The 12,432-nt window shown below is 60.5% G+C and carries 10 protein-coding genes; 5 read left to right on the forward strand and 5 right to left on the reverse strand.

Annotation, left to right across the window (positions count from 1 at the left end; all coding sequences use genetic code 11):
- Positions 1–29: 29 nt before the first annotated feature.
- From BJP07_RS01720 to BJP07_RS01740, 5 genes are all read left to right on the forward strand, one after another.
- A complete protein-coding gene (locus tag BJP07_RS01720; RefSeq protein WP_071565771.1) occupies positions 30–917 on the forward strand; it encodes a hypothetical protein in 888 nt (295 codons plus the stop codon).
- Positions 914–1,843 (forward strand): hypothetical protein, encoded by a 930-nt coding sequence (locus tag BJP07_RS01725; protein WP_071565772.1) that lies wholly within the window; start codon positions 914–916, stop codon positions 1,841–1,843. The genes BJP07_RS01720 and BJP07_RS01725 overlap by 4 nt, the downstream gene beginning before the upstream one ends.
- A gap of 27 nt (positions 1,844–1,870) precedes the next feature.
- The gene (locus BJP07_RS01730; RefSeq protein WP_143109632.1) at positions 1,871–3,067 is read left to right on the forward strand and encodes a hypothetical protein; all 1,197 of its coding nucleotides are present in this window, start codon (positions 1,871–1,873) and stop codon (positions 3,065–3,067) included.
- Between the two features lie 410 nt (positions 3,068–3,477).
- The gene (locus BJP07_RS01735; protein WP_071565774.1) at positions 3,478–4,452 is read left to right on the forward strand and encodes a type IV toxin-antitoxin system AbiEi family antitoxin domain-containing protein; all 975 of its coding nucleotides are present in this window, start codon (positions 3,478–3,480) and stop codon (positions 4,450–4,452) included.
- Positions 4,453–4,495: 43 nt separating this feature from the next.
- Complete coding sequence (locus BJP07_RS01740) at positions 4,496–5,308, forward strand: nucleotidyl transferase AbiEii/AbiGii toxin family protein (protein ID WP_071565775.1); 813 nt, start codon at positions 4,496–4,498, stop codon at positions 5,306–5,308.
- A gap of 236 nt (positions 5,309–5,544) precedes the next feature.
- On the opposite strand, the gene BJP07_RS01745 is transcribed toward BJP07_RS01740, so the two are convergent.
- The 5 genes from BJP07_RS01745 to BJP07_RS11405 form a co-directional block, all read right to left on the reverse strand.
- Positions 5,545–5,865, reverse strand: coding sequence for a DUF202 domain-containing protein (locus BJP07_RS01745; RefSeq protein WP_071565776.1), 321 nt, complete (start codon positions 5,863–5,865; stop codon positions 5,545–5,547).
- Positions 5,862–6,584, reverse strand: coding sequence for a VanZ family protein (locus BJP07_RS11555; protein WP_369822306.1), 723 nt, complete (start codon positions 6,582–6,584; stop codon positions 5,862–5,864). Before BJP07_RS11555 ends, BJP07_RS01745 begins: the two co-directional genes overlap by 4 nt.
- A gap of 22 nt (positions 6,585–6,606) precedes the next feature.
- Entirely contained in the window at positions 6,607–7,728 is a 1,122-nt protein-coding gene (locus tag BJP07_RS01760) for a hypothetical protein (RefSeq protein ID WP_071565777.1), read from the reverse strand.
- 53 nt (positions 7,729–7,781) lie between these two features.
- Positions 7,782–10,607 carry a leucine--tRNA ligase gene (leuS, locus tag BJP07_RS01765; RefSeq protein ID WP_071565778.1) on the reverse strand — a complete coding sequence of 942 codons (2,826 nt, stop codon included), beginning with the start codon at positions 10,605–10,607 and terminating at the stop codon, positions 7,782–7,784.
- Positions 10,608–11,084: 477 nt separating this feature from the next.
- Positions 11,085–11,411: a hypothetical protein gene (locus BJP07_RS11405; protein ID WP_255365894.1), complete on the reverse strand. Its 327-nt coding sequence runs from the start codon at positions 11,409–11,411 to the stop codon at positions 11,085–11,087.
- Positions 11,412–12,432 lie beyond the last annotated feature (1,021 nt).

Consider the following 12,432-nt stretch of genomic DNA (forward strand, 5'->3'; position numbering starts at 1 on the left):
AACGGGCCCGGCAGGCTTAGCGTAGGTGCATGCAGTTGCCTAAGTATGGCCCCGCGTGGGCTGGGTCCCTGATGGGGACGTCGATCGCCTCTACACTGTCCGGGTTGCACGGGTTCCGCATCGGGCAGATTGGGTTTGCCCTGGTTGCGGCGGTGTTGCTGGCGGTGTTCACGGTGGGCATCCGTAACGAGCTGCCGCGGCACCAGAACATGTCGGCGTGGGGCATGTACACGATGGGGCTGCTGGCGTGCGGCTCGGCGTGGACGGCGCTGACCGGCAATGACATCTTCCAGCTGATCAGTTGGTGGATCGGCGCGCCGCTGTCGATCCTGGTGTGCGTGTGGCAGCTGTGGGGGTTCTGGAAGGTTTCTGAGCACTACACCACCCCGGCGTTCCCGTGGGGTCTGGCGCCGGTCACGCCGATGGTCGCGGCGACGTCGGGTGGGCAGCTCGCCGCCGAGCACGGCATGTTCTACCACCACGCGGGCATTGTGTGCTTCTTCTTCACGTTCGTCCCGGCGATCCCGCTGTTCGCCTACTGCTACTGGTCGCTGTGGCGGCGTCGCGAACGCCCGCGCGGCGCGGCGGCAGGCACGGCCTGGATTCCGCTCGGGGTTGTCGGCCAGTCGACGGCCGCCTCCACCTTCCTTTTCGACGCCCACCTCTACGGCATCATCATGTTCACCATCGGTGTGCCATGTGTGCTCTTCGGCATGTACTGCTTCTACCAGGCGGTGTTCACCTGGGCGCCCTACGGGCCGGGCTGGTGGGGCTCCACATTCCCGGTGGGCACCCTGTGCCTGGGCTCCTGGACCGAGGGCTGGCACACCCTGTCCTTCGGCCTGCTCCTTTTGCTGCTGTTCCACTGGTGCGCGTGCGCACTCCGATTCGGCGCCTGGCAGCGTGAGCGCGTGTGAAAACCAGGACCAGCTATAGCGTGCCGCCCGCGGGCCCGGCGTGGGGCGGCAGCCTCATGGGGACCTCGCTGGTAGCAACGCTGCTGGTCATCAGCGGGTTCGACCCCCTGGCGTGGGTCGTGGCCTGCATCGGGGTCGCCATCCTGGTGATGCTCGTCGTCGGGTTCATCATCTACCGCACGCCACGCTTCCGGCAGGACACGATGGCGCCGTGGGCCATGACCTTCATCGGGATCATGTCACTCGGCACCGCCTGGACCAACCTCACCGACAACCTGACATACATCCTGGTCGGCTTCTGGATCGGGGCGCCCGCCTGCCTCGCCGTGTACGCGAACCAGCTCCGCGGCTTCCAAGGACCACCGAACTTCGCGTGGGGGCTCGCCCTTGTCGGCCCCATCATGGCATCCAACACAGCCGCCACCACCCACGTCAAAGGCGGCGGCGACATCTACTGGATACTCGGCGTGTGCTGCATGGTGGCGTCGATAGGCGCGGCGTACCCGCTGTTTGCCAGGGTGTATGTGGCGGCGTGGCGTCGAAAAGTAGATCTGAGTGGGCCGAACGCCGCGACGGCCTGGATCCCCCTCGGCGTCGTCGGGCAAACCGTCTCCGCCGTCGACCTTCTCTTCGGCAAGGACGCCGAACTTATCGTCGGCACCGTCCTGCTCATCGCCGCAATCCCCATGATCGCGTTTGCCATGTGGCACTTCTACCCCGCCGTCGCGCGCTGGGCCCGCTACTCCCCTTCCTGGTGGGCATCCACCTTCCCCACCGGCACCATCAGCGTCGGCAGCCACCACCTCGCCGAAGTCTGGAACCTCGAATGGCTCACCATCATCGCCACCGCGCTGCCCGCCCTCCTCGTCCTCCACTGGCTCCTCTGCGTCACCCGATGCACATTCTGGGTAGTTTACGAGCGCTAAAAGATACAAAACTATAGAGTGAACGACATGAACATCTCACTATTAATCACCGTAGAAAACTCCCGACCCGAGATTTCACGATGCATTAATGTTGACCACTCGATGTACCTGGGGGAACTCGCACTCATTATCGACGCCACCCTCGGCTTCTCGAGCGCCGCAACACACATGTTTTCGGGAACCATCAACGGCGAACAACGCGTCTACACTGCACAACCAGCCGCCGGCGAATACGACGAAAACGACCTCACCGTCCAAGACATGCCCGAAACAATGAGCTACATCTACGACGCCGGCGCCAACTGGAACATCAACGTCCAAGTACTCGGGCCATCCACCATCGCTGGGCCAACCCCCGTCCTCATCTCTGCGCTCGGCCCCGACGTCATCGAACACCTCAAAGGCCCCGCCATGATGACCGAGCTCTACACCGAAGCCGTTCGCCTCGCAGCCGGCCAACCCGCCGACATGCACGTCACCCCAACCCTGTTCTCCGCCATGCCCGTCATGTCCCCCGGCCACATGGTCGACAGGCTCACCAAAGCGGACCCCGTCAGCATCTCGAACCGCATCTACTACAGCGTCGAAACCATGGTCAGCCGCCAAATGATGGACCCCAACGCCGCAACCGAAGAAGACGAAGAAGTCCGCGAAGCGCTCCGCGAATACCTCGCCAACCGCGAAGACCTCAAAGACATCATGGCCATCGACCCCAACCCCGAAAGCAACCCCGCCGTCATGGCCGCCATCGGCGAATTCCTCGAAGACTACTACGGGCCCAACCCAACCTTCGACTCCCCCGTCTACACCGGCATCACCGAAAACCTCTACAACCTCATGGACGGCCTCCTGCCCGACGACCCCATCTGGCGGAGGCACCTCCACAACTTCTTCGTCGAATCCGGATTCATGCGCGCCGAACAAACCGGGCGCTACACCGTCACCGACGAAGGCATCGAACTCCTCAGCGGCGGCGACAACCCATTCGACTTCGCCGAAAACATCGCACGCGGCTTCTACGCGACCTTCGGCCGCGAAAACTGGAACCAGCTCATGTTCAACCTCATCTCTGACTCCCCCCACACCGCCGACTCAACCATCTACAAAGAAGGCACCACGCTGCTCGCGTCCTTCGGGTTCGGCGAGAAAATCGACGGCGAGTTCAGCCTCAACGGCGACGGCTACGACATGCTGAAGTGCATCGCAATCGACTTTTCCTCCTAGCGCTCGGGCGGTGCGGGGTACGCGCACCAGATTCCTTGTTTTCGGGCGCGGGTCGGCGCGTTTCCCCAGGTCGTGAATTCCCCGGGCAGGAAAAAGGTGCGCAGGACTGGAGTCGAGTGACAAAAGACGCACCCGTCGTTCGTATTTGATATAGATGTTCATAGTGCCTGGTCAGGAATGGGCTAGGTTTTCCTAGTTGCGTGATTTGTCACTGCGCCGAATCTGGCGGCACCAAATTCCTTATTTTCGGGCAGACCCCGATGCGTTTCCCCAGGTCGCAGATTCCCCGGTTAGGAAAAAGGTGCGCATCTCGCTCGGAAAAGAGAGTGAGTGAACCTAGTTTGATATTTTTGCAGTACACAAAACCCTTAAGAGGCTTCGAAATTATCATTTATGGTAAATATTGAAGCATGAGCAACGCTGAATCGCTTGAAATCATCGGGGACATCGCATCCCAGCAGTGGGGTTTATGCACGGCCAAACAAGCGAGCAACGAAGGTGTCACGCCACTGACACTCTCCCGCCTAGGACAGAAAGGTAGCCTGGTCCGCATTCGGCACGGAGTGTACGCAACTATCGGCACCACAATAAGTCCAGCACTAGAGGTCAAAGCACAATGGCTTGCGTTGCAGCCCGAACAGATGGCGGCAGATCGGATTCATGATCCCGCTCTGGCATCTGAAGCAGTCATCTCTCACACGACCGCGGCGGAGCTTTGGGGAATTGGCGACCTCTGGCCGGATGGGGTTCACTTCACCATCAGCAAACGGCGTCAAAGCAGACAACCAGAAGTGCAGTTTCATCGTGATCAGCTCAAAGATCACGAATGGACTCTTCACCCCGAACACAGCCTCCCCGTCACCACAGCGGCCCGCACCATTGTCGACTTAGCCCGAGATGGTCACGAACCAGACCATTTACTTGATCTGATCGCTGATGCAGGAGCGAGAAAATTAGTGCAAGAACAGGAGCTTTTGGCAGCCTTCTCGGGCCGCGAAGCGTTGCTCGGTGCTACAAAGGGAAACCAACAGGACCTACAAGAACTCTGGAAGGACTGCTTCCCAAAGGACGATCCGCAGGAGTACGTCGAGGAGGCCGTCGAAAAGTCGCTGCACCCCATCTTTCAACAGATGGACGAACTCACTCGAAGGGTTTCCGTGCATTCCGAAGTACTCAACAAGGCTTTCGAATCGATGCTCGGCAACTCCCCCGTTGAAGACATGCTGAAGAAGATGCAAACCGATTACGTAACCGCAGTCAATCACGTCATTCAAAGACCCCTAGGAGACCCTCATGCCACAACGCCCACCGCAAAAGACGAGACACGGTCAGATCGCCTCAGCGTTACGAGAAACAGCGAAGCATCTCGGGACGAACACCAATGATGTATACAACCAGTTCTTCCGCGAGGTATTCCTACATGAACTAATGCGACTACATGACGGGTGGGTGCTCAAGGGAGGCACGAATATTTACTGCCGGATACCAGGCGCGCGGCAAACTAAAGACCTCGATCTATATCGGCAGTACGACCCTACTTCAGCGCTTGAAGCAACCGACGTCCTCATCTCTACCATGGACAACCACCGGGTCGGCCCCTATCTGTTTCGGGTGGCGAAGAGTAGGAAAACAGAACGCGCCGGCACGATCGATAGCAAGCGGCTCCAGGTTGCAGTCATGCACGGTCTCGGTGGTACGAATCGATTCCTCGCTTTTTCCATCGACGTCAGTGGCGACCTCGAAGTGACAAGCAATGTGGAGTCACTCACCGTTACCTCCAGCTACAATGTCAACACTCCGTACCTTCCCGGGCACTTCAAGGTCGCTTCCTACCCCATTGCGAACCAAGTCGCTGACAAAGTTTGCGCTATGTTCGAGCGTCATGGCGACACGCCACCAGGTAAAGCTTCGACACGCTACCACGATCTCTACGACGTAGCTCTAATAGCTTCTGAGCTTCCCTCATCAACAGTGCTGAACGCTGGTGAGCTCCAAAGAGCCTTAGATTCACAACGCCACATTCGCGGCATATATCTTCCAAAGCACCTCTGCATTCCCGACGCAACATGGGAAACTCAGTACCCAATCGCTGCAAAGAAGTTTGGCAACGACATACGACAAGAGTTCTTCGAGCTTGATGAAGCGTTGCGCGTCGCCGGGCTACTCCTCGACCCGATACTCGACGAAAGCTTAGATCGGCCAGAGCTCAACTGGGACAGCACGTCGCTGAGATGGGCCTAGAATCCGCCTGTGGACCTGCAATCCGGCAGGACCGGGTGAAAAAATGCACACCCGCCTTTGGGCTAGATGTTCATATGCACCGGTAGAAAAAGGGCTAGGTTTTCCTAGCTGCGTGCTTTGTCACTGCGCCGAGCCAGACAGCACCAAATTCCTTGTTTTCGCGCGCGGGTCGGCGCGTTTCCCCAGGTCGCGCGCTGCTCGGGTAGGAAAAAGGTGCGCACCCCTAATGCGCACGCCTAATTCACGAGGACCAGCCACAGGCCCAGCCCACCCAAGCCCACCAGGGCAGAGGCCATAGCGAAGACGGAGACTGTGTTTGGCTGGGAGCGTTCCTGGGCGAGGTTGTGGGCTTCGGTGCGGTAGAGGCGTCGATATCTGGCGATGAGCACTGTCGCCAGCGTGAGCAGCAGACCGACGGCGCCGAAGACGGGCACCGGGTAGGCGTGTGACCAGCGCAGGAGCACCATCGAGCAGACGAGCATGGCCAGGGCGGTGCGGGTCCAGCTCAGGGCGGTGCGCTCGGGCTGGAGGCCCGGGTCGGGGACTGGGATGGTCACGAAAGCAGCCCCACCAGCACAACAAGGGAGGCCACGAGGATTCCGACGCCGAGGAGTGGCGCGATCGCGGGGGCGGGCAGGGGGCGGCCGTGGCGCAGTGCTCGCTCGACGCGGACCCAGCGGATGGCGGCGCCGGCAGCGATCGCCATGCCGATCACGATGACGGTGGCTGCGGCGAAGGTTTGGGTGCCGGGTGGGATGCCGGTGACGTCAAAGGCGCCGAGGGCGATGCCGCCGGCGAGGAACGCGAGGGCCGTACGGGTCCAGGCGAGGAAGGTTCGTTCGTTGGCGAGGGTGAAGCGGGCGTCGGGCTCGTTGCCGTCGGGGAAGATGGCGCGGGTGAAGCTGGGCATGTGGGCAAGTGTAGCGCCCAGGGCACCGCCGGCGGTGTTGATGAGGAAGTCGTCGATATCTGAGTAGCCTGCGGCGAGCGCGTACTGGGCTGCTTCAATGCTTAGTGACGCCACCATCGACACCAGGGTGGCCTTCCACACCGTGCCGAGCCGGAGGCGGGCCAAGTAACCGACGGGAAGGAACAGGACGATGTTGCCGATCAGGTTGAGCCACGGCCCCCACCAGACGCGGTAGTAGATGAAGGAGCCGAAGGGGATGAGGCGCAGGTGGCGGACCTCATGAGAGGTTGCTTCCCACACACCGGGCAGACCGACGTACGCCTTGCCGACGGTAAAAAAGAGCACGGCCGCGGCGGTCAGTGCCACGGCCGTGTAGTAGGTGCTGCGTTTAGGCAACGGCTACCTCATGAGGGACGGGGCCGCCGGAGACCTGGCGGTAGGCGTACACCATCGCCAGGAGGGCTGGGGCGGTCAGCAGCGTGCCCAGCACCAGCGAGACAAAAGCGGCCACGCCGGTGGCGGCGCCGCCACCGGAGATGGTGCTCATCAGGATGCCGCAGACGATCATCAGGCCGAGCAGGGAACCGTAGTTGCGCTTCGCTGAGGCGAATCCGGCCTTGAAGGCATCGCCGAAGGTGCCATTGTTGTCAGCCGCGTAGAACGACTGGAAGATGAAGAACGGCGAAATAAACAGCATGATCAGCACCGCGATGCCCATCCCGACGAAGAGGGTGGCAAACGCGGATGGGTCGATGGCGCTCAGGTCACCGCCCGAGGCATTTAGGAGTGCCTCGGGGTCTGCGCCGGCAAAGCCAGCGACAAGACCGATGGCCATGAGCACGAAGAGGATCAGGGACGTGATGATGCCGACGACCACCGTCATCCCAAGCGTCTTGCCGTACGCGGCCGACTTGATGTCCTTCAGGACGAACTGTTTCGAGCCGACCAGGGTCTGCTGCAGCGCGGCCGCGATGAACAGTGGAGCAGCAAAGAACAGGACGAGTGCGCCCAGGGCGCTTACGCCGTCGCTCTGGAAGACGCCGCCGATGGTGTTCAGCAACGCGTACACGAACGCGAGCACCAGCCAGGTGCCCGGGTTGGCGTAGGCGGTTTTGAAACCGTACTTCAGCGCAGCACCGACGGACAGCTTCCCGGTACCCAGCTGGTGCGCGACACCGTTCAGGGCCGGGTTACTGATCGGGTGCGGGGTGACGCCGTCGCCGTACTGGGCGGGCGTGATGCCAACGAAGCCGTCGTCGTTCGCGAGCATCGCTGCTGCGGGGCTCGTCGGGACGGCGAGCTGGGCGCCATGGTAGCGCAACGCACTCTGCCCGGACGCCTGCGCGGCCGAGTTGACGTCAAACGCACCGAAATCGGCCTGCCCCTCAGAAAGCTGCTCCCCGTAGGACTGGCCCGAGGGCTGGCCGTAAGGCGACGCGCCGTACTCCGGGTAGGACGGGATCCCACCTGGGTTTTGCGGATCGTTTTCTGGTGTATTTGGTTCAGTCATGCTGCCAACCCTACACGGCAACGCTCCGCGACTTCTACACGTTTCCTGAACGTTTACTTAACGACCAGGTTCACCATCCGGCCCGGCACCACAATCACCTTGACCACGTTCTTGCCTTCGGTCAGCTCCTTGACGCGCGCATCCGCCAGCGCAACCGCCTCGGTGTCTTCCTTGGAGGCGTCCGTCGGGACGTTGATCCGGGCCTTCACCTTGCCGTTGATCTGGACGGGTAGTTCGATGGTGGCGTCGACAAGGAATGATTCCTCGAAGGTCGGGAACGGCTCGAACGTGATGGTGTCGGCGTGGCCGAGTTTTGCCCACAGCTCTTCGGCGATGTGCGGGGCGAGCGGCGCAACCATCTGCACCAGCGGAGTGACCGCCGCGCGCGGTGCGCCCGACGGGTACGTCTTGGTCAGGTAGTTCGTGAACTCAATCAGCTTCGCGACGACCGTGTTGTCCCGCAGGTGCTCGTAATCATCGCGGACACCGGCGATGGTGCGGTGCAGCTGCTTGTTGTCATCCTCGGTGAGCACCACGTCGGTGACGGTGACCTCGCCGGACTCCTCGTCCACAACCAGGCGCCACAGGCGCTGCAGGAAACGGTGCGCGCCGACGACGTCCTTCGTCGCCCACGGGCGCGACGTGTCCAGCGGGCCCATCGACATCTCGTAGACGCGCAGGGTATCCGCACCGTAATCGCGGCAGATGTCATCCGGCGCGACGGCGTTCTTCAGGGACTTACCCATCTTGCCGTACTCGCGGTTGACCTCCTCGCCGTCGCGGTAGAACTTGCCGTCCTTCTCCTCCACCTCGGCGGCCGGGACGTACACGCCACGCGAATCCGTGTAAGCGTACGCCTGGATGTAGCCCTGGTTAAACAGGCGACGGTACGGCTCCTTCGAGGACACAAAGCCCAGGTCATAGAGCACCTTGTGCCAGAAACGGGCGTAGAGCAGGTGCAGCACCGCGTGCTCCACACCGCCGACGTAGAGGTCCACGCCGCCCGGATCGTTCTCGCTGCGGGGGCCGGTCCAGTAGCGCTCGTTCTCGATGTCGCAGAACGCGTCCTCGTTCGTCGGGTCGATGTAGCGCAGCTGGTACCACGACGAACCCGCCCACTGCGGCATCACGTTCGTATCGCGCCAGTACTTCTTCGTGCCCTCCCCAAGGTCGAGTTCCACCTCGACCCAGTCGGTGGCCTTCGCCAGCGGCGGCGCCGGCTCAGAATCCGCGTCCTCCGGGTCGAAGGACACCGGATTGTAGTCCTCCACCTGCGGCAACTCCACCGGCAGCATGTCCTCCGGCAGGCCATGCGCCTGGCCATTTTCGTCGTACACGATTGGGAACGGCTCGCCCCAGTAGCGCTGGCGGGCAAAGAGCCAGTCGCGAAGCTTGTACTGGATCTTCTCCTCACCAGCACCGTTGGCGGCCAGCCACTCGATCGCCTTCGCGATACCCTCGTCCTTGCCCAGGCCGTTGAGGTCCAGGCCTTGCTCGTTCGCAGAATTAATGTGCGGCGCGTCGCCGGTGAACGCTTCCTCGGAGACGTCGCCGTCGAGCACCGGCACGATCGGCAGACCAAAAACGGTCGCGAACTCGTAGTCGCGCTCATCGTGCGCAGGCACCGCCATAATCGCGCCCGTGCCGTAGCCCGTCAGCACATAATCAGCAATAAAGATCGGGACCTGCTCGCCGCTCACCGGGTTCGTCGCAAACGAACCCAAGAACACGCCAGTCTTCTCCTTATTCTCCTGGCGCTCCAAGTCACTCTTGGCAGCAATCGCCGCCCTATACTTCTCGACGGCCACCTTCGGCGACTCCGCCCCATTCATCCAACGCTCATCCGTGTCGGCCGGGAAGGCATCGGCGATGAGGGCGTCAACAAGCGGGTGCTCAGGCGCAAGCACCATGTAGGTCGCGCCGAACAGCGTATCCGGGCGCGTCGTGAACACCTCGAGCGGGCCCGCCTCCGACGCGAACGCCACCTGCGCACCACGCGAACGACCAATCCAATTACGCTGCATCGCCTTGACCTTCTCCGGCCAATCCAACAAGTCAAGGTCATCGAGCAGACGATCCGAATAGTCAGTAATACGCATCATCCACTGACGCAGCCGCTTCCGGAACACCGGGAAATTCCCACGCTCCGAACGGCCCTCCGCCGTCACCTCCTCATTCGCCAGCACCGTACCCAGGCCAGGGCACCAGTTCACCATCGAATCGGACAGGTAGACCAAGCGGAACTCATCAATCGCCTTGTGCTTCTCCGCATGCGTCAAATCACGGAAATTACGCCCATCCATCGTCAGACGCGCGCCAGTGAGCAAGTCACGCACCAACTCCTCAATCGGACGTGCTTTCTGCAGCTCCTCATCAAACCAGGCGTTATAAATCTGCAGGAAAATCCACTGCGTCCAACGGTAAAACTCCGGGTCCGTCGTCGCCACCGAACGACGCGGATCATGCCCTAGACCCAACTGGCCCAGCTGACGCTTCATATTCTGGATATTCGACTCAGTCGTGGTACGCGGATGCGTACCCGTCTGAATCGCGTACTGCTCCGCCGGAAGACCAAACGCGTCATAGCCCAACGTATGCAGCACATTCTTGCCCAGCATGCGGTTGTAGCGGGCAAACACGTCCGTCGCGATGTAGCCAAGCGGGTGGCCCACATGCAGCCCCGCCCCCGACGGGTACGGGAACATGTCCTGCACATTCAGTTTGTCCTCGGGCAACTTGTCGCCCGTAGCGAGGTCGCCGACCGGGTTCGGCGCGTTAAACGTGCCGTTGTCCTTCCAGAACGTCTGCCACTTCTGCTCAATCTGATTAGCCAGGCCAGCACCGTAACGGTGCGCTGGGGATTCGCTCGCGTTAGTCATGGATACACAGTGTAGTGGGTGCTGCGCGGCCGTGGGGTGTGGCGGGTTGGGTTTGTCGGTGGGGTGGTATGTGTCATCTGAACGGCGCTAGAGATTTTGTGAACAGAATTGCGTGCGGCTCGGCTGTCGGCCTGCCCACCGACGGGGCGTTCCGGTCGACCTGCTCCGGTCGACCTCTTAGCGTCGACCAATGCAGGTCAGCGCGAAATCGGGATTTTGGCGTCGAAAAGCCGAAAAATGCCGTGACCTGCGTTGGTCGACCGGAAGAGGTCGACGGGAAGCTCAACCTGTTTCGGGCCCTGCGCTTTAGAAAGGGCAGATGGGGAGAAACCCCCTCCTGTCGCTGCCTTGGCTTAGAGACAGCTTGCATTGAACTCTTCCAGGGGTATTATGAAACAGGAGAAAGTGAGGACAAGGTCCCTCGCTATGAGTAGAGAAAGCTCTACAGGACAAATTGCGCCTGTAGGGCTTTCTTTTTTACTCAGGACGCAACCTGTAAATTTTCCTGACGGTACTCGTGCCCGTAAGCCACTGTTCAAGAACTGGATCTATGCTTCCAACCAGTGAAAACGCATCGTTGAGAACGTCGAAAACATCAACGTTAAGCAAGCTATCCATGTGCGACACCCGATTACGCAGCAGTTGCAAGTGCACCACTCTCCAATACGTTGTATGACCATCGGGATCTTCCACATACGGAAACGCAGCCTCTAGCGCTTCGGCCCACATCCGGGCGCGGTTCTTATTTTCCCTCTTCTCGGGCTCAGCATCTGGGGCATGGTTAGGGAGAATATCTTTCCACATCCCGAACATGGTGTTCGCCAAAACGTCGTCATGCGTAATCTCGGCTCCATAGCGAGGATGAGTCAAAGAACGTTGGGCTGCATACTTCCGTGCACGCCTCAACGCCTCTCGTCGCTTACCTTGCGTAAGGCTTCGGAGCGGAGAAGCAGGCTCTGCGAGAAGCCAACTAGCATTTCCAGTTTCCCTCCGGTTCCAATCCTGCAATCGGTCATTCATCGCATTACGAACAAGAACCTCTGTGAGACCCAACGTTTGTTGAACTGATGTCCCCAATTCGACGCTCCACCGATACAGCGCAAGAGCTCTCTTCTTATTCCCTCCCGCAGCAGCAAGATATGGGGCCATCCGAGCGTCCCCCAGCGCACCCACAATCGTGTCCCTCGTGGCTGATTTCATACCAGAGATACTGCCACAAACGGACACTGACAAAACCGCTTCCATCCCACTCACGAAGCTCGTGGCGATTGTTTACGTGACTGAATTACCGACCTTGACCTTGTGCAAAGCAACTTCGAAGTTGCTCCCGAATGTAGCTGGTCTGGTGTAGACCCCAACGTGAGCGCACCGTGACCTGCGTTGGTCGATCGGAAGAGGTCGACGGGAGCGCTTCTCTTGGGCTGGCAAACGAGAATTGTCAAGGGATAGGGGGTGTGGCGGGTTGGGTTTGTCGGTGGGGCTTGCCGATGGGGTGGGATGTGTCATCGGAACGGCGCTAGAGATTTTGTGAACAGATTTGCGTGCGGCTCGGCTGTCGGCCTGTTCGCTGGCGGGGCGTTCCGGTCGACCTGCTCCCGTCGACCTGCTCCGGTCGACGTCTTAGCGTTGACCAATACAGGTCAGCGCAAGATGGGGGAATTGGCGTCGAAAAGCCGAAAAATGCCGTGACCTGCGCTGGTCGACCGGAAGAGGTCGACGGGAAGCGATCCTCTTGAGGAGCTGACAAACGAGAATTGACAAATGATGAGGGGGGGGGGGCTTAAATCAACGTAATCCTTATTTCTTCCTGTCAACTGAAGGAGAT

It is taken from the genome of Corynebacterium sp. NML130628 (assembly GCF_001875665.1).
Lineage (GTDB): Bacteria > Actinomycetota > Actinomycetes > Mycobacteriales > Mycobacteriaceae > Corynebacterium.